14 protein-coding genes are annotated in these 20,892 nt (G+C 68.6%); 3 read left to right on the top strand and 11 right to left on the bottom strand.

Going from position 1 to position 20,892, the window contains the following annotated elements; genetic code table 11:
* Positions 1-72: 72 nt before the first annotated feature.
* The 5 genes from ACQCX5_RS11005 to ACQCX5_RS10985 form a co-directional block, all read right to left on the bottom strand.
* Entirely contained in the window at positions 73-1,392 is a 1,320-nt protein-coding gene (locus ACQCX5_RS11005; RefSeq protein WP_434542075.1) for a neutral zinc metallopeptidase, read from the bottom strand.
* A 74-nt stretch (positions 1,393-1,466) separates the two neighbouring features.
* A complete protein-coding gene (locus ACQCX5_RS11000; protein ID WP_434542074.1) occupies positions 1,467-2,897 on the bottom strand; it encodes a neutral zinc metallopeptidase in 1,431 nt (476 codons plus the stop codon).
* A 10-nt stretch (positions 2,898-2,907) separates the two neighbouring features.
* The gene (locus ACQCX5_RS10995; RefSeq protein ID WP_434542073.1) at positions 2,908-3,282 is read right to left on the bottom strand and encodes a DUF1707 SHOCT-like domain-containing protein; all 375 of its coding nucleotides are present in this window, start codon (positions 3,280-3,282) and stop codon (positions 2,908-2,910) included.
* 52 nt (positions 3,283-3,334) lie between these two features.
* Positions 3,335-3,997 carry an IMPACT family protein gene (locus tag ACQCX5_RS10990; RefSeq protein ID WP_434542072.1) on the bottom strand — a complete coding sequence of 221 codons (663 nt, stop codon included), beginning with the start codon at positions 3,995-3,997 and terminating at the stop codon, positions 3,335-3,337.
* A complete protein-coding gene (locus tag ACQCX5_RS10985) occupies positions 3,994-6,180 on the bottom strand; it encodes a prolyl oligopeptidase family serine peptidase (RefSeq protein ID WP_434542071.1) in 2,187 nt (728 codons plus the stop codon). The genes ACQCX5_RS10990 and ACQCX5_RS10985 overlap by 4 nt, the downstream gene beginning before the upstream one ends.
* A 97-nt stretch (positions 6,181-6,277) precedes the next feature.
* Between ACQCX5_RS10985 and ACQCX5_RS10980 the strand changes: the two genes are divergently transcribed.
* Positions 6,278-7,417 (top strand): GNAT family N-acetyltransferase, encoded by a 1,140-nt coding sequence (locus tag ACQCX5_RS10980; protein WP_434542070.1) that lies wholly within the window; start codon positions 6,278-6,280, stop codon positions 7,415-7,417.
* An 11-nt stretch (positions 7,418-7,428) separates the two neighbouring features.
* Here ACQCX5_RS10980 and ACQCX5_RS10975 read toward each other — a convergent pair whose 3' ends face one another.
* Positions 7,429-9,135: a choice-of-anchor G family protein gene (locus tag ACQCX5_RS10975; protein ID WP_434542069.1), complete on the bottom strand. Its 1,707-nt coding sequence runs from the start codon at positions 9,133-9,135 to the stop codon at positions 7,429-7,431.
* A gap of 165 nt (positions 9,136-9,300) precedes the next feature.
* Positions 9,301-10,317, bottom strand: a complete 1,017-nt coding sequence (locus ACQCX5_RS10970) for a zinc-dependent alcohol dehydrogenase family protein (RefSeq protein ID WP_434542068.1) — start codon at positions 10,315-10,317, stop codon at positions 9,301-9,303.
* Positions 10,318-10,447: 130 nt separating this feature from the next.
* Between ACQCX5_RS10970 and ACQCX5_RS10965 the strand changes: the two genes are divergently transcribed.
* Positions 10,448-12,532, top strand: coding sequence for a hypothetical protein (locus ACQCX5_RS10965; protein ID WP_434542067.1), 2,085 nt, complete (start codon positions 10,448-10,450; stop codon positions 12,530-12,532).
* 9 nt (positions 12,533-12,541) lie between these two features.
* Here ACQCX5_RS10965 and ACQCX5_RS10960 read toward each other — a convergent pair whose 3' ends face one another.
* The 4 genes from ACQCX5_RS10960 to secY form a co-directional block, all read right to left on the bottom strand.
* Positions 12,542-13,936 carry a DEAD/DEAH box helicase gene (locus ACQCX5_RS10960; RefSeq protein ID WP_434542066.1) on the bottom strand — a complete coding sequence of 465 codons (1,395 nt, stop codon included), beginning with the start codon at positions 13,934-13,936 and terminating at the stop codon, positions 12,542-12,544.
* Positions 13,937-14,177: 241 nt separating this feature from the next.
* Positions 14,178-15,011 carry a type I methionyl aminopeptidase gene (map, locus tag ACQCX5_RS10955; protein ID WP_434542065.1) on the bottom strand — a complete coding sequence of 278 codons (834 nt, stop codon included), beginning with the start codon at positions 15,009-15,011 and terminating at the stop codon, positions 14,178-14,180.
* 4 nt (positions 15,012-15,015) lie between these two features.
* On the bottom strand, positions 15,016-15,594 hold the full coding sequence (locus ACQCX5_RS10950) for an adenylate kinase (protein ID WP_434542064.1): 579 nt from the start codon (positions 15,592-15,594) through the stop codon (positions 15,016-15,018).
* Complete coding sequence (gene secY / locus ACQCX5_RS10945; RefSeq protein WP_434542063.1) at positions 15,591-16,898, bottom strand: preprotein translocase subunit SecY; 1,308 nt, start codon at positions 16,896-16,898, stop codon at positions 15,591-15,593. Before secY ends, ACQCX5_RS10950 begins: the two co-directional genes overlap by 4 nt.
* Positions 16,899-18,878: 1,980 nt before the next feature.
* On the opposite strand from secY, the gene ACQCX5_RS10940 reads away from it, so the two are divergent.
* A complete protein-coding gene (locus ACQCX5_RS10940) occupies positions 18,879-20,723 on the top strand; it encodes an ABC transporter substrate-binding protein (protein WP_434542062.1) in 1,845 nt (614 codons plus the stop codon).
* Positions 20,724-20,892 lie beyond the last annotated feature (169 nt).

The following is a 20,892-nucleotide window of genomic DNA, read 5'->3' as shown; positions in this document are numbered from 1 at the left end:
ACGATCTGCAGATCCCAGCGACGTGTTCTGCAGATGGTGACCTCTCGATACACCGGCAACCGCCCCAGGCCGTCACGAGACGCTCGACGAACCCACCGTCCAGGTGTTGCAGCCGCCCACCTTCTGCATGTACAGCCCGCGCTGCCACCAGTAGGTGTTCGACTTGGCGCTGCCGTGGTATTCGTCCTGGTCAACCGACGACCACTCGACCACCGTCTGGTAGTCGGCACGCGAGAACTTCGTGGACGGCGTGATGTAGAGCAGACGCATGGAATAGCACGACGCCTGCAGCTCGAGCCGGCGCGAGCCCTCTGTCAGGGTCAGGTTGCCGGCCTGCACCAGGTTGCTGTTGGCCCGCAGCACCCCGGCCATCATCTGCACGTGGTGCGCGTACTCGTGCGACAGCGTCTCGTAGCCCCGCAGCCGCCACCAGGTGTTTGACTGCTCGATCAGCGAGGAGTGCACATAGATCGCGTACGACGACCCGTCCCACGACCCGCAATAGAACGAGACCTTGGCCCCACTGGTGCCGCACGGCGTCTGCACGGCCCCGCTGATGAACAGGACCTTCGGCTTGGGCAGGGCCTTGCCCGCTGCCTTGAAGATCGTCGCCCAGCCGTTGTGCTGGCAGTTCAGCGTGTTGGTCGCGAACGTGCGGAACTGCTGGGTCGAACTGAACCCGTCGGGCACATCGGGGCAGGTCAGCTTCGGGAAGTCATAGCCATAGATGCTGTTGCGCTGCAGCGTCACCCACGTCGGGTGGTTCGAGTGCGGCCCCGGCAGCGCTGCCCACGTGCGCTGCGGCAGCACCCCTGTGTCCACCGGCGGTTCGCTGGTCGTGGGCTGGGTCGTCGGCGGTGTTGTCGGCGGTTCGGACGACGGCGGTTCGCTGGTGGGCGGCTCGGTCGACGGCTCGGTCTCGACAGGCGTGGTCTGCAGCGCCGGCGTGGTCCGCACGACCGGGCTGATGGTCGGGTTGGTCGTGTTGCTGGTGCGGTTCAGCCACACGTAGCCCGGCAGTCCCACCGCCGCCACCAGGGCGACCACCACCAGTACGACTCCCCAGCCGCCACCTCGTCGAGGCGCCGGCGGCTGTCGATGGCCACCCGGCCACGGCCCCATGGGCCCGAACGGCGGACGGCCCTGCGGGGGCCCGCCGTATTGTGGCCCTCCATACTGGGGTCCGCCACCGAACCGCGGCGCACCGTATTGCGGGCCGCCGCCGAACCGCGGCGCGCCGAACTGCGGCCCGCCATGCTGCGGCCGGTACGAGCCACCCTGCTGACCACCCTGCTGCTGACCACCCTGCGGCTGGCCCCACTGCTGCACACCCCAGCCCTGCGACCACTGCGGTCCTCGCGGCGGACGGTTCTGGGGCACGGGCTGAGTCATGCAGCCATTGTGTCCCCCCGGGGGTTCCTTCGGTACGTCCCCCGGGCCCACGTCACCGGCCTACGTCAACCTGCCTACGTCACCTGGCTCGCGGGCACCACCCACGTGTTGCACCCGCCCAGCGTCTTCTGCTCCAGGCCGCGCATCCACCAGTTCTTGCGAGATGCGACGCTGCCGTGGGTCTTGGACGAATCCCCTTCAGCCGCCCAGGCCTTCAAGATCTGGTAGTCGCGGTCACCGAACTCGTATGCCGGGGTGACCACCATCATGCGGCTGGTCATGCAATAGGCCTGCAGTTCGACCCGCCGGGTGCGCTCGTCGCCGGTCATGTCCAGCGAATAGGCGCCCTCGAGAATGCCCGCCTCTGACTGCAGGTGGTGCAGGAACTCATGCGCGATCGTGTTGGCGAAGTGCAGCCGCCACCAGTCCTGCGACGACTCGAAGCGCTTCTCGCTCAGGTAGATCTCGGCCGAGTTCGGGCAGTAGAAGGACTGGTCGTCATCGACCGTGCCGCACGGCGACTTCACCTGCTCGGCAAAGATCACCAGGCCGGGCTTCGACAGCTTGAAGCCCATCGTCTGCTCGAAGACCGGCGCCCAGGCCTCGTACTGGCAGGTGACCAGCTGGCGGGCCAACTTCTGGAACTCCGACCGCTTCTCGATGCCCTCGGGAATCGTCGGGCAGGTCATGGGCGACGGAAACTCGAGCGCATAGAGCGCATTCGCCTGCGTCACCCGCTGGGCCTGGTTGGTGGGTGAGGGCTTCGGCAGGGCCGACCACTTGGTGGGCGGCACCTGGTAGGGCGTGGGCCTCGCGCTCGACGGCGATCGGGTGGGTGTCGGTGTCGGCGTTGCGGACGACGGCGAGACCCCGGGGCCGGTCACCACCGGCGGCGGACTCGCTGCAGTCGACCCAGCACGCCCGAAGATGTTGGTCAACACTGCCCCGGCCACGACACCGCACACCAGGAACAGCGCCAGCACGGCGACGGTACGTCCGGTCTTGCCCCGGGACGACGTCGCCGGTGACGCAGCCGTCGCCTGCTGCGGCCACCGCTGTGCGGGCCATTGCTGGGCAGGCCATTGCTGGGCAGGCCACTGCTGGGCCGGGGGCATCGCACCGCCCCGTGGCAGCCACGGCTGTTGGGGCGCGTGCCACTGGGGCTGCTGGTGCGGGGGCCACTGCTGCGGCACCGGCTGCTGCGCCACCGGCTGCGGCTCGACGCCCGGCATGACCACGGTCGGGTGCGGCTGCCCGCCCCACGTCGGCACCTGCTGGGTCGGGGCGCTGGCGTCCCACCCCGGCAGTTGTTGCGTCGGCGCGGTCTCCGGGCGCGTCGGCGTCGCGGCCGAGGCAGCACCCGAGCCCGAAACACTCGAACCCGCAGCACCCGAACCCGCAGCACCCGAACCCGACGGCGCGGCGGCCCCGCGGAAGGGCCACCACTCCCCCGGCTGCGGGGGTGTGCCCCCGCCCGGTGCCGGGTCCTGCTGCGGTCCGCTCACGCCATCAGCCTCACAACACGATGATCAGGATCAACAGGGCCAGCAACAGGATCGCGCCGATGCCGCCGGCCACGCCGTAGAGGGCCAGCTTGCCCGGGGGCCGGGCCTGGGTCAGTTCGCCGGGAGCGGGTGCCCCGGCACCGGCCTGCACGATGTTGGGCTGGTCATAGGTCTGCTTGACGGGCAACAACTCGACCACCGGGGCCAGGTCGCCGAGCGTCTGGGCATCGTAGACACGGTCAAGCAGCACGGGGTACTGCTCGGCCGGGATCGTGCCATTGGTGAAGGCCTCGTTGAGTCGCCGCCCCAGGTCTTCGCGCTCCTCATCGGGGACGGGCAGGTGCGCCTGGCTGCGGTACTTCGACGAGATCGGCAGGTTGCTCACCCGTCCAGTCTACGAACTCGGCAAGCGACCCGGGCTCATGCGCGTGCCCCTCTCACCCCGGCAGCCGCCCAGCTGGCACCTCGACCTGACTGGCACCCAGGTCACGCACCTGTGCCCGCCCGCCGCTGAGCTCGGCAATGCGTGCCAGTGCGCCCTGCACGTCGTCGACGGCCAGCACCAGCTGGGTCGTCCGGCTGGCGTAGTGCCGCTCGACCGGGGCCCAACCGAACTGCGACAGCCCGTGCTCGAGCGCGCCCGCGTCGCCGTGTTCGGCCTCGACCTCGAGCAGTTCGCGCGGTGCGACCCGGACGAGCGGGAGCCCCCGCAGCACCTCGCGGGTGGCATCGCCATAAGCCCGCACCAGCCCACCGGTGCCGAGCAGCACTCCCCCGAAGTACCGCACCACCACCACGCAGCACTCACCGAGCCCCTCGCCCTCGCCACCGGCTCCGCGCAACACGTCGAGCATCGGGCGCCCGGCCGTGCCCGATGGCTCGCCGTCGTCCGAGGAATGCTCGGCGTCATGCTGCCCCGGCACGACCACGACGAAGGCCGAACAGTGGTGCCGTGCATCGGGGTAGCGCTGCTTGATGGTGGTGATGAAGTCGCGGGCGGCGGCCTCGTCCGGGGTACGGGCCAGGTGGGCCAGGAACCGGGAGCGCTTGATCTCGAGTTCGGCGCTGGCGTCAGCGGCGGGGCGCAGCGTGGTGATCACTCTGGCACCGGGAGTCCGGCATGGTGGGCGGCGAACGCCAGGATGTCGGCCCATTCGGCGGCTTGCATGCCGATCGGCTTGCCCACCCCGTGCCCGGTGGCGGCCTCGATGCGGCTGACGATGGGGGCATCGGGGTCGGCCTGGGCGGCCTGCAACGTCGCGGTGAACTTGTGCGAGTGGGCGGGCACGACGCGGTCGTCGTGGTCGCCGGTGACGACGAGGGTGGGCGGGAACGCCCGCTGGTCACCGTCGGCGCCGACGATGTTGTGCAGCGGCGAATACGCCAGCGCCACCGCGAAGTCGTCGGGGTCGTCAGGGTTGCCGTAGTCGGACGACCACGCCGCACCGATCGTGAACTTGTGAAAGCGCAGCAGGTCGAGCACGCCCACCTGCGGGATGGCGGCCGCGAACAGGTCGGGCCGCTGCACCAGCGTGGCACCGACCAGCAGGCCACCGTTGCTGCGGCCGTAGGCGACCAGGTGGTCGGCATCGGTGATGCCCGTGCTGACCAGGTGTTCACTGACCGCGATGAAATCGTCGAAGACATGCTGCTTGTGCGCGCGGCGACCGTCCTCGTACCACTGGGCACCGAACTCGGAACCGCCGCGCAGGTTGGCGATCACCAGCGAGCCGCCGGCGGCCAACCACCCGGCCCAGCCGGGGCTGTAGTTGGCCAGCACGGGCAGCGAGAACCCGCCGTAGCCGTAGACGATCGTGGGTGCGGGGCCGGCCTCGGACGAGGCACCGGCGGGGCGGATGAGGAAGTACGGCACCTCGACCCCGCCGGTGCTGGGTGCGCGGTGTCGGGTGATGGTCGGCGGCGTGATGCTGACCTCGGGCAGGTCGTCGGCGGTCGTGTCGCCCGCCCCCGCGATCGGGACGACCTCGCCGGTGGCCGCATCGAGCACCGTGCTGGCCGTCGGCGTGGTCACGGTGCTCATGCCGATGAAGACCTCGACCTCGTCCGGGTCGCCATTGAGCGCCACGAGCGCGCCGCCGTCGACATCGACGTCGCCGAGCAGGGTCGCGTGTGCGACCGACCAGCGCTGCAGCCGTGGGCTGACATCGACCAGGTGGCAGGTCACCAGCACGTGGTCGCCGTCCGGGCCGGCGGTCAGCAGCGTGTGCTCGAGCACGTCGTCGGCCTGGGGCACCACGACCCGGCGTCGTCCGACTGCCGGGGTGCCCGGCAACCCGACCGCGACGACCTGGCCCATCGGGGCCCGCTCGTCGGTCTGCAGCAGCAGCTCGTCACCGACGATGCCGATGGGCAGGCGTTCATGCAGCTCGTCGGCGATGAACTCGACCCAGTCCCCCGGCACCTGTCCGGCGGGACCGTCGACCAGCGGGGCGAGCCAGACGGCATTGGCGCGGTTCGTGCCCTGGCCCACCCAGAGCACGAGCCAGTCCTGGGAGGGGCTGGTGAAGATGTCGGCGCGCATCATGCGCCCCGGGGCGTCGGGAAAGCTCAGCAGGTCGATGTCGTCGGCGGACTGGGCGCCGACCCCGTCGGTGGCGACGCGGTGCAGCATCAGGTGCGGCACCTCGAGCGCACTCGGGTCGACCCCGTCGTTGCGCAGCGCCTGCGGGTAGGTCGAATAGATGAACCCGGACGAGTCGGGCAACCATTCGGCCCGGCTGAACTTGGCCATCACGCGGTCGCCACGTAGCTCGCCGGTGGCCAGGGCGAGCAGTCGGATGGTGGTCCAGTCCGACCCGGCCTCGCTGCGGTGGTGGGCCAGCAGGCGTCCATCGGGGCTGACCGCATGGGCGACCAGCGCGGTGGTGCCGTCGGCCGACCAGGTGTTCGGGTCGAGCAGCACCTGGGCACGTGCGGCGTCGACCAGGTCGTCGAGGCTGTGGGCCCCGACCAGCAGGTCGTGGTCGCGGGTGCCGTCGTTGACCAGCCGGGTGTACCAGCCGCCGCGCTGGTCGGGCGTGCCGGCGCGGGGCCGGCGCAGCAGTCGGTTCATCGTGTCGCTGAACCACGCCTGGCCCTTGATGCCGGCGAAGACCTGTTCGCAGTAGTCACGCTGGCCATCGACCCAGGCCCGGGTGCGCGGCGAGTCGGGGTCTTCGAGCCAGCGGTAGGGGTCGGCGATGCGGCGCCCGTGCAGCGTCTCGACCGTGTCGTCACGCTCGGTGTACGGGGCGGTGCTGGGCGGGGTGGGCGGCTGGGTCATGGGGTCCATCCAACCACCGGCCGCGCCAGTGCCTCGTCCGGCCTCTGGCCCCGTATTTCGCTTGCGGGCAGGCTGGCGCACGGAATCTACTTGTGGGGTGAGCACTGAACCCCTGATCTGCCTCGTCGACGTGCCGGCAGCCGACCACGGCGCGATCGCGGACGTCATCGCCCGATCACTCGAGATGACCAACGCGGTGTGGCGCGGCGTGTACGGGCATGCGGACTTCGACGAGTTCGTCCCGTCGCAACTGCAAGACCTCGGCGACCAGCGCTATACCCGCAAGCGGCTGCTGGTGGCACTCGACGGCGCCGTCGACGGGTTGGGCACCAGCCCCGAGGGCCTGCCGCAGGTGCTGCCCGGTTCTGAGCTGGGTGCGGCAGCGGTGGTGGCGGCCACCGGCATGCGGGCCGACCTTGAGGACAACACCCATGTGCTCGGCGAGGTCGGCATCGTCGTGCGGCCCGACTGGCGCGGTCGGGGGCTGGGCTCGCGACTGCTCCTGGCAGTCGAGCAGGTGGCGCGTGCGTGGGGTTGTACCACGGTGGGCGGCTACGCCGAACACGTGGGTGACCCCACTGGCTGGACCGACCTGGTCATGCCCGCCGAGGGCCCCTTCGGCGTGAAGCGCGACGATCCGTCGGCACGGTTTGCGATGAAGCACGGCTACAGCCTCGCCCAGGCCGAGCGCTATTCGGTGCAGACCCTGCCCGACGACCCCGCCGCGGCGCTCGGTGTGCCCGAGGTCGCCGCCGGCTACGAACTGGTGTCGTGGACGGGGCCGATCGACCCCACGCTGGCACCTGCCATGGCGGCGCTGGTCACCGGGTTCGAGGCCACGGTGCCGCTTGGCGAGCTGGACTTCACCCCACCGGTGATCACGGCCGAGCGCATCCTGCACATGGACACGGAACGCCACCGCGAGAGCGACACCGCGACGGTGGCGGTGCGCCATTGCGACAGCGGTGAGCTTGCGGCCTACACCAAGCTGATCGTCTCAATCCACAACCTGGTGCCGGTCTACCAGGGCATCACCGTGGTGCTGCCCGACCATCGCGGCCACGGACTGGGCCTTGCGATGAAGCTGGCCGCCGTGCACCTGGCGTGCGAGCACTGGCCGCAGGCGAGGCGGGTGCACACGTGGAATGCCGGCGAGAACGACTACATGTGGGCGATCAACGAGCGTCTCGGGTACAAGACCCGGGGCATCGCGGCGGCGTGGCAGAAGAAGCTGTGACGAGGGGCCGGTCAGCGGGTCCAGGCGCCGATCGGGCCGACACGCGCCCGGCCGAGCAGCAGTTGCACACCGCCCCGTTCGCCCAGCACGCCCAGCTTCAGCGCGGCCACCTCGTGGGTCGGCACCCATGGGGTGGTCGTGCCCGGCTCGGTCGACTGCTGCCAGTTGACCGTGACCGACAGCACATCGTGGGTCTGCAGCACGCTGAACAACTGGCCGCCCTCGTCGTGCACGGCTCGGGCGGGCGTGTCCATCCCGGCCCAGGTGGGGGTGAGCCGGTCTGCGATGGTTGAGCCGACGGCCGGCAGCACGGCGGCGGCGACTGTGGCGACGACGTCGTCCACGAGTTCTGGCGGCAGGCCGTCGCCGAGAACGGTGCTGCTGGTGGTGATGGTGCTGCTGGGGGTGCCGGTCGTGGTCACAGTGCCGTCGCGCAGGCCCGCCACCGGCACGTCGGTGAAGCCCACCTGCACGTGCAGCGCCACCTGGCCCTGGACGGTGATGGGGACCAGCACCTGACCGCTGACCCGGGCGAGCCAGATGGCCTGCTCGACCTGGTGCTTGAGCCCGGTGAGCCAGGTGCCGCGCACTGCCTCGGTGAGGGCACCGGTGATGGTCGTCACCGCCGCGGCATCAAGCACCAGGTCGGTGTTGGGGTCGCGGCGGTTGAGGGGACCGAGCGCAGCGCCAAGGTCGATCCGCACCCCTGCGGTGCCCGGGTTGATGCCCACGATGCCGTCGGCGCTGGTGACCGGCTGGGTCAGTGCGGCCCGTACGGCCGCGAGGTCGATGTCGGCACTGAGTGCCTGGACAGTGGGGGCAGCGCTGGCGAGGCCGGTCTGCAGCTCGTCGAGGGCGGCGTCGAGCGCGTCCAGCGGCACCCCGATGCGGCCGGGGTTCGTGCCCCTGGCCAGCTGGTCGACACCCGCCTGCAGTCGGCCGACAGTGCGGGTCGCGCTGTGGGCGAGGTCTGCGAGGGCGGGCGAGGTCCAGGCGGTGTCCAGGCGGCCGATCAGGTAGTCACGGGCGACCTGGCCGGTGCACGCGTTCCACAGGGCACGGCCCCACAGGGCGCCGACCTGCAGCCTCAGGTTGGCGACGGGGCTCAGCGTGACGGATGGCAGCAGGGTGCCGACCAGGTGGGCCAGGTCGACCTCGGCCAGGGTGGGCGCATCGCTGCCGAGGTCGGGCTGCACACCACCGGTCTGGGTGACGGCGCCACTCGCCGCCAATTGGTAGCCGTTCTCGACCGCGCGGGCGTACTGGGTGAACAGTCCAGTGCCGGCGCCGAGCCTTGTCGCTGCGGGAATGACCGCCTGGTCATTGATCGCCGCGGCATCGATGTCGTTGACGAAAGCCGTGGGGTCGCCGACCACCTGCCGCGCCGGGGTCGGGCCGGTGACCCAGCCCTGCGGCGCTATGTCGCCGGCACCATTGTTGGCCACGCACAGTCCGTCGACGCCGGTCACGGTGTCGAGGTCGATGCCCAGCACCGATCCACTGAGCACCCGCCCACCCGCGACTGCAGAGGTGGTGCCGTGCGGCACGCACGAGTTGGCCCGGGCACTCGCCGCCAGCGCTGGCGCAGCGCCGATGCCGACGATGGCCGGGGTCGCCCAGGCCACGCCGGCCATGACTCGACGGCGCGACGGCTGCTTGTTGCCACCGATCCCGCTCACCGGGTCGTCACGACCGGGCCAGCCACCATGAAAGTCCATCCTCCGAGTCCGCCATCGGCGGCATCTCGCACACCCGCCGGGGGAACCATAGCAGCAGGTTCAGCAGAAGTTCAGGGTGAGTTGTTGATGACGTTGTTACGCTTCTGGGCGATGCAGAAATGGTGTCGAGAAGATCTCTTCTGAACGTATTGCCAGCACCCGGGCTCAGGGCAGCACGAGTGACTTGATGGCCCTTCGCTCGTCCATCGCCCGGTACGCCTCGAGGATGTCATCGAGACCAAACGTCGCATCGAACACCTTGCCGGGATGGATACGCCCGTCCAGCACGCGGGTCATCAGGTCGGGCAGGTAGTTGCCCACGGCGGCCATGCCGCCCCGGATGCCGACATTGGAATCGAACAGCGTGCGGATGTTCAGGTCGATGCCGTGTGGCACGCCGACGAACCCCACCATGGCACCCGGACGTGCGCAGGCCAGCGCCTGGGTCATCGCCTCGCCAGTGCCGACACATTCGAGCACGGCGTCGGCGCCGATCCCTCTGGTCAGTTCGAGCACCTCGGCAATGCCCTCGTCACCACGCGTCTCGACGATGTCGGTGGCACCGAACTCGCGCGCCAGCCGCTGGCGGCTCTCGTGGCGGCTCATGGCGATGACCCGTACCGCGCCCAGTTCGGCGGCAGCCAGCACCCCGCACAACCCCACCGCCCCGTCACCCACGACGGCGACCGTCATGCCCGGTTGCACCCCTGCCATCACGGCGGCATGCCAGCCGGTACCCATGACATCGGACAGGGCGAGCAGGTCTGGCAGTTGGTCGGCGGACGGCATACCCGGCGTCGGGTGCAGGGTGCCATCGGCCTGGGGAATGCGGATGTGGGTCGACTGGCAACCGTCCATCCAGTCGAGGTTCTGGCACACCGAGGTGAACCCCGCCCGGCAGTGCGGGCAGGTGCCGTCGCAGGAATAGAACGAGGCCACCACGAAGTCGCCGGGCTTGACCCGGGTGACGTCAGCACCCACCTCGACCACCACGCCGCAACTCTCATGACCGATCGGCGTGGGCCTGGGCACCTCGTTGATGCCGCGGAATCGCCACAGGTCAGAGCCGCAGACGCAGGTGGCGCTGACCTCGATAATGGCGTCGGTCGGGGCGGTGATGACGGGATCCGGACGGTCCTCGATCCGGACATCGCCGGGGGCATGGATGATGGCTCCTCGCATGGATTCATCCAAGCACTGCTGACCCCATCCCTGACAATCCGTAAAGGTTATTCGCATCAGCTGCTTGATCAGTGCTCCATAACCTGTCAGCGTCAGCGCCATTCCAAGCCCTCACGAAGGAGTGAGCCTGATGTCCGACCCCATGTTGTTCACCGCCCTCAACCGCCGAAGCTTCGCCACGATGGCCTTCGCCTTGTCATCTGCCGCGGTAGCCGGGGCGACCCTGACACCGGATCGCGCGATGGCCGACACCAGCCAGGGCGATGCCTGGCGCGGTGTGCCCGAGATGTCCGTGGCGGTCCGCAGCCTCGGCGTTCCCGTCAAGGAACTGAGGATGAACGTCTCGGCCACCGGTTACCTGCCCGACGGCAGCCCGGTGCTCTATGTGCAGGGCGGCAGTCCGCAGAATGCCGTGCAATTCGCAGCCCTCGACCCCATCACTGGCAAGCAGCTGCGCCATCACGCCATCGAAGAACTCGACGATTCGCTGTCCATGATCCGCGCCGGCGATGGCCGGGTCTACATCCCCGGTTGGGGGCCGGAAGCCCTACTGTTCCGCTACGACCCGAGCGACGACTCGATGACGAACCTGGGCCATGCGGTGGCCGGCGAGTCGCACATCTGTCGCATCATCGAGGCCGCCGACGGCACGATCCATGGCGGCACCTTCCCCAACGGGCATGCGTTCTCGTTCGACCCGACCACCGACACCTTCACCGACTACGGACAGGTCGACCCCGGCGAGTACTACGCACGGGCGGTGGCCTATGACGAGCAGGGCAACCTCTACATCGGCACCGAGGGAACTGCCCGCATGATCAAGCTGAACCTGGCGACCGGCGCGCGCACAGAGATCCCGCAGCCGCCGACCATGAAGGCCACTGACTTCCGGATCAGCCTGATGGCCTGGCGGGGCGGTCTGGTCATGGCCTACTACGGCGGCTCGCTCGAGTGGCATGTGTACGACCCGCGCACGCAGCAATGGGTCGCGCACCTGCCGAAGTCGGCGCCGTCCATGCCCACCGAACTCGACGAATCGGGGCTGTTGTACTTCAGCGACAATGTGGTCAACAGGCTGCGCACGTTCAACCCGGCCACACTCGAGGTGGGTGATGCGGGGTGGTCACGCACCGTGAACTACTACCTCGGTGGCGGCGGCATGGGCCTGCTCGACCTCAAGCACCCCAACTACCCGGGTCAGTCGGTGGTCGGCATGGGGCGGCGCGGTGAACTGTGGCGGTTCAACATCGAGACCGGGCACGGCCATGTGATGACCAATGCCGAGATGCCGCTGACGCCGGTGACCGTGCGGGCCTTCGGGCGGGGGCCTGACGGCAAGGTCTACGTTGGCTTGAGTTTCAACAACGGCAACCTGGTCACCTATCACCCGCCCACCGATGACCTGCACGTGCAGTCGACGGGCGGCATCGCGTCGCAGATCCACCAGTACCTGACGGCCGACGGGGTGATCTACATGGGCACCTACACGGGCGCGGTGCTGCGCCGCCTCAACCCGGCCCTGCCATTGGGCACGGGCAACCCGGGCATCGTGTTCAACCTCAACGACCTCAACCAGGACCGCATCTTCGGGCTCACGAAAGCGGGCGACCGGATCGCGGCCGGCACGCTCGGCAAGCGCGGGCACGCCTCGGGACGCCTGCTGTTCCACACGCCCTCGACGGGTGTGGTTGTTGACCATGGCGAGGTGCTGCCAGGCCATCAGTTGGTGGCGATGGCGGTGGTCGATCACCTGCTGTTCATCGGCACCTCTGTCAACACCCCGGGTGCCGACCCGATCGCACCCGAGGCCCAGATCGTGGCCTGGGACCTGCGCACCGACACCATCGCCTGGCGGCATGTGCCCGTGCAGGGACTGCAGACGATCTCGGCGCTGGTGCCCACCAGCGGTGGTCACCTGTGGGCCCTGACCAACGCCGGCACGATCTTCAGGTTCGACCCGAAGAAACGGCAGGTGTTGCAAGAGACACACGTCGCCGGGTCGGGTGGCAACCACGGCTACCCGAAGCTCACGCAGGGCGTCGACGGATTGGTCTACGGCTCGACGGGCTCAGGGGTGATCTTTGCCCTGAACCCCAACAGCGGTGGCTACCGCACGCTGACCACCGGCAACTATGTGCTGCCGCATTCCGACGGCCGGTTGTACTTTGCGCGTGGCCCCGAGGTCTTCCAGGCCACGCTCACCCGGATCGAGTGAGTGCGCGACTCAGGCGGCGCGGCGGCGTCCGCCCGGACGGCCACCGCGTGACGCGGAACCGCTGGTACCAGGTCCCTGGTCACGCCCGCCCTGGGCACGCCCGATCTGGGTACGTCCGGCCTGGGCACGTCCGGTCTGGGCACGTCCGGTCTGGGCACGTCCACCCTGGGCAGCCCGGGCACGGCCGGGGCCCTGCGGCTGGCGCGGCTCGTTGCCGACGCCGGGCCCACCGGTCACCGGCTTGACATAGGGCGCCACCTCACCGACCAGGGCGGCCACTGGCTCGGCCCCGGCGGTGACCCGCTGGGCCGCCACGGTGATCTTGGCACGCTGCAGCACCTGGCGGGTGTCCGCGCGCTGCGAGGGCAGCATGATGGTGGCGACATCGCCGGCCGAGCCCGCCCGAGCGGTGCGTCCGGACCGGTGCAGGTAGGCCTTGTGCTCGACCGGCGGGTCGACATGCACGACGAGTTCGACATTGTCGACGTGCACACCGCGGGCGGCGACGTCGGTGGCCACGAGCACCTTCACCGAGCCGTCGCTGAACGCGCCCAGGTTGCGGTCGCGGGCGTTCTGGGACAGGTTGCCGTGCAGGTCAACGGCCGGCACACCACTGGCGGTCAGCTGGCGGGCCAGCTTCTTGGCCTGGTGCTTGGTGCGGGTGAACAGGATGCGGCGGCCCGTGCCCGACGCCAGTGTGCGCACCAGGTTGGCCTTCTCGGCATCGTCGACCTCGAAGACGTGGTGGGTCATCTTCGCCACCGTCGAGTTGGCCTCGTCCACCGAATGCAGCACCGGGTCGGCCAGGTACTTCTTGACGAGCTTGTCGACACCGTTGTCGAGCGTGGCCGAGAACAGCAGGCGCTGGGTGCCGCGAGGGGTCTTGTCGAGGATGCGGGTGACCACGGGCAGGAATCCGAGGTCGGCCATGTGGTCGGCCTCGTCCAGCACGGTGACGCGCACCTGGTCGAGGTGGGCGATCCCCTGCTTGACCAGGTCATCGAGGCGCCCGGGGCAGGCCACGACGATGTCGACCCCGCGACGCAGGGCGGCCTGCTGGCGGTGCTGCGGCACGCCACCGAAGATCGTGGTGACGCTGAGCCCGACGGCCTTGGCCAGGGGCTCGATGGTGGCGGTGATCTGGGTGGCGAGTTCGCGCGTGGGGGCGAGCACCAGTCCACGCGGCTTGGCATTGCGTCGTCCGGCGAGCGCGGCGACAAGCGGGATGGCGAAGGCGAGGGTCTTGCCCGAGCCGGTCTTGCCCCGACCCAGCACGTCGCGCCCCGCAAGGGTGTCGGGCAGGGTGTCGGCCTGGATCGGGAAGGGGGTTGGCCGGTCCATGCCGGTGAGGGCATCGACGAGGACCGTGGGCACGCCGAGTTCGGCGAAGGTGGGCTGTGTCATGTGTCATTTCCTGCAGGGCGCAGCGCACCGCCATCAAATCGGGCAGGGCCCGAACCGATGAAGGACGACTACGCAGTCGGCGAGCGCGAGGTGTCGCGATCGTTCGCCGTGGACAAGTTCCTCAACTTCACCCGGAAAGGTTCCCGGTGAAGGAGGACGCGTTCTACGACGCAGGCGGGGTCGGAACCCCGCAGGTAGTTGAATCCTACAGCGTCACTGCCGGCCTGGCCAATGCGCAGGTTCAGTCAGCCAGCGGGCCGAACGGCAGGCCACGGCTGGTGAGTGCCTGCTCGCCGCCGTCCTGCATGGTCAACACCCACATGCCGTGCTTGGTGGCAGTCACCGTGTTCTCCCAGTGCGAGGCCCACGACCCGTCTGCGGTGACGACGGTCCATTCGTCGTCGAGTTCGACCGTCTCTTCGGTGCCCAGCGTCGCCATCGGTTCGATCGCCAGGGCCATGCCCTCGACGATGCGCGCGCCGCGGCCCTTCTTGCCCCAGTTGGGCACGTCGGGCGACATGTGCATCTCGGTGCCGATGCCGTGGCCGGTGTACTCACGAATGATGCCGTAGTCGCCGGCCGACGAGATGGACGACTGCACGGCGGCGCCGATGTCACCGATGCGGGCCCCCAGGTGCGCGGCGCCGATGCCGGCCCACATCGACTCTTCGGTGATGCGGGACAATTCAGCGTTCTCGGCGCTGATGGCGCCCACCCCGAAGGTGCGTGCGGCGTCCCCGTGCCAACCGTCGAGGATGGCGCCGAAATCGACCGAGACGAGGTCCCCCTCGGCCAGCACCCGGTCGCCGGGGATGCCGTGGACGATCTCATCGTTGACCGAGATGCAGGTCACCCCCGTGAAGGGCGGGCCCCAGCTGGCGCCATAACCCAGGAACGACGATTCGGCGCCGGCGCTGGCCAGCATGTCGCGCGCGAGCAGGTCGAGTTCGCGTGTCGTGACGCCGGGGGCGACGTGTTCACCCAGCGCCACGAGCGTGCGCGCGACCACCAGACCGGCCCGGCGCATCGCCTTCAGCTGGTCGGGGGTCTTGATCTCGATGCCGCGTCCGAACATGCGCTCAGTCTTCGGCGAGGAAGTCGTCGAGGGCCTCGACGATCGCCTCGGTCACGTCGTCCACCTGGCCCATGCCGTCGACCTCGACCAGCAGCCCGCGGTCGCGGTAGGTCTCGAGCAGGGGCTCGGTCTCGGCGGCGTAGACCTGCATGCGGTTGCGGATGGTCGCTTCGTTGTCGTCGGAGCGGCCCTCGATCTCGGCGCGCTTCAGCAGGCGCTCGACCACGGCATCCTCGTCGACGAGCAGCGAGAGCACGGCATCGATGGTCGTGCCGGTCTCGTCGAGCACCTCATCGAGGGCGCTGACCTGGTGCAGGTTGCGGGGGTAGCCGTCGAGCAGCCAGCCGTGGGCCGCATCGTCCTGGTCGAGGCGGTCGGCGACGATGGCATCGGTGATCTCGTCCGAGACGAGTTCACCGGCATCCATGATGGCCTTGACCTTCAGGCCCAGTTCGGTGCCGTTGGCGAGGTTGTCGCGGAAGATCGAGCCCGTGCTGATGGCCGGGATGTCGTAGCGCGCGGCGATGCGCGAGGCCTGGGTGCCCTTGCCTGCACCCGGGGCGCCCATGATGAGCAGTCTCACTTGAGGAACCCTTCGTAATTGCGTTGCTGCAGCTGGCTCTCGATCTGCTTCACAGTGTCAAGGGCCACGCCGACGATGATGAGAATACTGACACCGCCGAACGGGAAGTTCTGCTGGGCCCCCATCGCGATGAAGATCAGCGTCGGGATCAGTGCCATGGCGGCCAGGTAGAGCGAGCCGGGGGCGGTCAGGCGGCTCAGCACGAAGGCCAGGTAGTCCTCGGTGGGCTTGCCCGCACGGATGCCGGGGATGAAGCCGCCGTACTTCTTCATGTTGTCGCTGATCTCGACGGGGTTGAACGTGATCGAGATGTAGAAGTAGCAGAAGGCGATGATCAGGATGAAGAAGATCGTGTTGTAGGTCCAGTGCGTACCGGTGGCGAAGTTCGTGGCGATCCACTGCGAGAACCGGCTCTCGGGACGGAAGGTGGAGTACAGCACCGGCAGGTACAGGATCGAGCTGGCGAAGATGACCGGGATGACGCCGGACTGGTTCACCTTGAGCGGGATGTAGGTGGTCGTGCCGCCGATCAGGCGCTTGCCGACCATGCGCTTGGCGTACTGCACCGGGATGCGGCGTTGCGCCTGTTCGACGAACGTGATGGCCAGCATGATCAGCAGGGCGATGGCGAGCACCGCACCGAAGACGAACCAGCCGTTGGCGCCCGAGCGGGCGGCCTTCAGGCCCCACAGCGCAGCGGGGAACTGCGCGGCGATCTGGGTGAAGATCATGATCGACATGCCGTTGCCGATGCCACGGTCGGTGACGAGCTCGCCCATCCACATGATGACGGCGGTGCCGGCGGTCATGGTGAGCACCATCACGATGATCGGGAAGATGTCGGTGCTGTAGACGATGCCGGTGCAGCCGGGGAACAGCTGGTCATTGACGGCCAGGGTCACGAACGCGGTGGCGTTCAGCACGGCCAGGAACAGCGTCAGCCAGCGGGTGTACTGGGTGATCTTCGCGGTGCCGGCGGCACCCTCTTTCTTGAGGGATTCCAGGCGCGGGATGACGACCGTCAGCAGCTGCAGGATGATCGACGCGGTGATGTAGGGCATGATGCCGAGCGCGAAGATCGACAACTGCAGCAGTGCGCCACCCGAGAACAGGTTGATCATCGAGTACAGGCCGGCCTGGGCGCCTGCCTCGGCGAGCTGGCGGCACTGGTCGACACGGGCCAGGTTCACGTTGGGGGTCGGGATGACCGAGCCCAGCCGGAAGATCGCAAGGATCATCAGGGTGAACAGCATCTTCTTGCGCAGGTCTGGCGACTTCCAGACGTTGGCGAAGGCGGAAAGCATCCAGGCTCTTCTCTCGTGATCGATCGGCAGGCGCCGCAGCACCCGTGACGCGAGGCGCACCCGTATGCGGGCACGCCAGACGGCAGCCCGGGCAGCTTATCAACTCGAGGACAAGTTCCCACACCAGGTTCAGCCCGGTCGTCATGTGCAGGTGGGGCGGTCAGCCGGGAATGGTTGCGCGGGTGCAGGGTTTTCGGCACGCCGGGGCCGGTCAGGGGAAATTCGCGTGTGCCGGGCAGGGTTTCTGCGGCGTGGACGAGCATGGGCTGGGCTCATGGGGTAACTCGACGTGTACAAGTGGCACCCGGGTCACGTGCGCAGGTGGACTGGCCGAATCGAGCCGCTTTCGTGACGCTGGTGCCAGGTGTGCAACCCGAAACGCTCCGAGGGCTTGCACACGTGGCGCTGGTGCCAGTTGTGCAAGTTCGCGGGTTCGCGGGTTCGCGGGTTCGCGGACCCCGGCCGTCGGCCGCTGCGCGTCGTCCATGGACTGGCCCTTGGGGCAGCGCGACCTGCAGAAGTGGCACCCGTGTCACGTCCGCAAGCCGACCCGCCGAATCGAGGCGCACACGTGGCGCTGGTGCCAGTTGTGCAAGTTCGCGGGTTCGCGGACCCCGGCCGCCTGCCGCTGCGCGTCGTCCATGGCGCTGCCGAGAAGCCGGACGAGCCCAGCGCCGGCACACGTGACGCTGGTGCCAGGTGTGCACCGGTACCGGGCTCGGCCCGGCGCGTCGACGCACCGCACACGCCCACGACGCTCCCCTCACGCCCACGACCGCTCCCCATCAGGTGCACGAAGCTCCCTGCGGGCGCGCCCCGCTCCCCCTGCACCCGGCCCCAAAAGGAGCGCGGCAACCCCTGAAGGAGCGTCGTACACCCAAGGGCAGCGCGGCGCCCCCAGAGGGAGCGTCGTCCAGTCGCAGAGCGAGCATGTCCCGCCGACCTGCACACGTGACGCTGATGCCACAACCGCAACCCGAAACGCTCCGAGGGCTTGCACACGTGCCACCGGCGCCAGGTGTGCAGGTTCCCGGGCCCCGCCCCCGGCCGTCTGGCGCTGCGCGTCTTCCGCCACCCCGCCGAGAAGCCGGACGAACCCAGCGCCTGCACACGTGACGCTGGTGCCAGTTGTGCACGTTCGCCAGCACGGCCCCCCGTCGTCACCCGCCGAGCGTCGTCCACGGCCTGCCCGCCAGAGGCAGCCCGACCTGCACAAGTGGCACACGTGTCGCGTCCGCAGGTCGACCCGCCGATTCGAGCCGCACTAGTGACACCGACGCCAGTTGTGCACAGTCGAGCGCCTGAACCCCGGCCGTCGGCCGCTTGTGCGTCGTCCACGGCGCTGCCGAGAAGCCGGACGAGCCCAGGGCGTGCACACGTGACGCTGGTGCCAGGTGTGCAACCGAACCGGGCTCGGCCCGGCGCATCGACGCACCGCACACGCCCACGACGCTCCCCCTCACGTGCACGACGCGCCACCTCAGGTGCACGACGCTCCCTTGGGGCGCGCGCCGCTCCCCCTGCACCCGGCACCAAAGGGAGCGCGGCAACCCGTGAAGGAGCGTCGTGCACCCCAAGGGCAGCGCGGCGCCCCCAGAGGGAGCGTCGTCCAGTCGCCGAGCGAGCATGTCCCGCCGACCTGCGCACGTGACGCTGATGCCACAACCGCAACCCGAAACGCTCCGAGGGCTTGCACACGTGCCCCCGGCGCCAGGTGTGCAGGTTCCCGGCCCCCCGCCCCCGGCCGTCGGCCGCTGCGCGTCGTCCACGGCCCGTGCCCGCCTGCCGGCAGCCACACACAGCGAACACGCAGCCAGTCGTGACCGTGCCGTTACCGCCGGGGCCCCAGATCGCGCGGTTTGTAACAATCCACTCACGGGCTGCCCCCCGCTGTATCGCTGGCGCGTTGAGGGGTATACGGTTCCTGCCACGACTCGACTTCCGTTCCATGGGGACGGGGTCCATGCCTTTGGAGGAACATTGGGCAAGAAGCTCATGCGGCTCGCAGCCGTCGTCGTCGCCAGCTCCCTGGCGCTGACGGCCTGCGGCTCGACCGACAAGACTGGTACTGACAACACGTCCGCATCGACCGGCGCCAAGAAGGGCGGCGCCGTCAGCGTCATGTGGAACCAGCCGCTCTACTCGCTGAACTCGAACACCTCGTTCGGCACCGCGACGGCCAACGCCAACATCATCTACATGATGAACGACACCTTCAACTACTACGACAAGGACCTGAACCTCGTGAAGAACGAGGGCTTCGGCACCTACGAGAAGGTCTCGGACAACCCCCTCAAGGTGAAGCTCACCCTGTCTGACAAGGCGAAGTGGAGCGACGGCACCCCCGTCAGCGCTGCCGACCTGATCCTGTACTACGGCGCCGTGTCGGGTAACTTCAACACGGTCAAGGACGCCTCGGGCCTGCAGAACGAGGACGGCACCATCAAGAAGGTGGAAGGCTCCAACGTCTACTTCGACTCCTCGAGCCCCAGCCTCGCGCTGATCACGGAGTTCCCTGAGGTGGGCGACGACAACAAGTCGATCACCTACACCTACTCCAAGCCCTACGCTGACTGGGAGAAGGCCCTCATCGGTGGCGCCAACGCCTCGGTGAACATCCCGGCGCACATCGTCGCCAAGCGCGCTCTCGGCGAGGCCGATGCCACCAAGGGCGCCCAGGCAATCATCGACGCGTTCAAGAACAAGGACAACGCGTCGCTCTCGAAGATCTCGAACTCGTGGAACACGGACTGGAACTTCGTCGAGATGCCGAAGGACCCCGAGCTGCTGGTGCAGTACGGCCCCATGAAGATCACTGACTTCAAGAAGGACCAGTACGTCACCCTCGAGAAGAACGACAAGTACGAGGGCACCAACGTGCCCAACGTCGACAAGATCACCGTTCGCTACAACGAGGACCCCGCGGCTGCCGTCTCGGCCCTCAAGAACAAGGAAGTCCAGATCATCAGCCCCCAGTCGACGGCTGACATCCTGAAGTCGCTGCAGGGCGCCCAGGGCATCACCACCGAGACCGGCTACGAGGGCACCTACGAGCACGTCGACCTGACCTTCAACAACGGCGGTCCGTTCGACCCGGCCACCTACGGCGGCGACGCCGAGAAGGCCCGCAAGGTGCGTCAGGCCTTCCTGATGACCATCCCCCGCCAGGAGATCGTGGACAAGATCATCAAGCCGCTGATGCCTGATGCGAACGTCCGCAACTCCTACATCAACCTGCCGGGTTCGCCGAACTACGACGACACCGTCGCAGCCAACGGCATGAACAAGACCTACGCCAACCCCGACACCGAGGGCGCGAAGAAGCTGCTCGCCGAGGTGGGTGGCACCCTCAAGCCCGTCCGCCTGCTGTACGGCAAGGGCAACAAGCGCCGCGAGGCACAGTTCGCCCTGATCAAGGCATCGGCCGAGAAGGCCGGCTTCCAGGTCGTCGACAACGGCAACCCGCAGTGGGGCCAGAAGCTGGGTGACAAGTCCTACGACGCGTCGCTGTTCGGCTGGCAGTCGACCAGCACCGCGGTGGCGGAGTCGCAGGCCAACTTCATCACCAACGGCCAGAACAACTACGGCGGCTACACGAATGCCGATATCGACAAGCTGTACGACGAGCTGCTGGTCACCACCGACCCTGCACGTCAGAAGGAGATCGTGATCGAGGTCGAGACCAAGCTGGTGGCCGACGCCTTCGGCGTCACCATCTTCCAGTTCCCGGGCATCACCGCCTACGACTCGGGCCTGAAGAACGTCAGCAAGACCACCATCTCGCCGACCATCTTCTGGAACTTCTGGCAGTGGGAAACCGCCTGAGCCAGTGACCATCCCTGACGCATCGTCGTCAGGGCGATCACAGCCAGCATGATGGACTCGTGGGGCGTCCGGGAGACCGGGCGCCCCACAGTCATGGCGAGGCCCTTGTCGGCCCGTCCTCGCCAAGCCGTAACCGGCCAAACTACCGGTACGCCGCTAAGGTAGGGCA

Source organism: Aestuariimicrobium sp. G57, from assembly GCF_050110855.1.
GTDB lineage: Bacteria > Actinomycetota > Actinomycetes > Propionibacteriales > Propionibacteriaceae > Aestuariimicrobium.
This window is presented reverse-complemented; position numbering and strand designations above follow the sequence as displayed.

Excerpts from the sequence above, each read along its gene's own strand:
- ACQCX5_RS11005 (WP_434542075.1), bottom strand. The coding sequence starts at position 1,392 with ATGACTCAGCCCGTGCCCCAGAACCGTCCGCCGCGAGGACCGCAGTGG.
- ACQCX5_RS10985 (WP_434542071.1), bottom strand. The coding sequence starts at position 6,180 with ATGACCCAGCCGCCCACCCCGCCCAGCACCGCCCCGTACACCGAGCGT.
- ACQCX5_RS10975 (WP_434542069.1), bottom strand. The coding sequence starts at position 9,135 with ATGGACTTTCATGGTGGCTGGCCCGGTCGTGACGACCCGGTGAGCGGG.
- ACQCX5_RS10970 (WP_434542068.1), bottom strand. The coding sequence starts at position 10,317 with ATGCGAGGAGCCATCATCCATGCCCCCGGCGATGTCCGGATCGAGGAC.
- ACQCX5_RS10965 (WP_434542067.1), top strand. The coding sequence starts at position 10,448 with ATGTCCGACCCCATGTTGTTCACCGCCCTCAACCGCCGAAGCTTCGCC.
- ACQCX5_RS10960 (WP_434542066.1), bottom strand. The coding sequence starts at position 13,936 with ATGACACAGCCCACCTTCGCCGAACTCGGCGTGCCCACGGTCCTCGTC.
- map (WP_434542065.1), bottom strand. The coding sequence starts at position 15,011 with ATGTTCGGACGCGGCATCGAGATCAAGACCCCCGACCAGCTGAAGGCG.
- secY (WP_434542063.1), bottom strand. The coding sequence starts at position 16,898 with ATGCTTTCCGCCTTCGCCAACGTCTGGAAGTCGCCAGACCTGCGCAAG.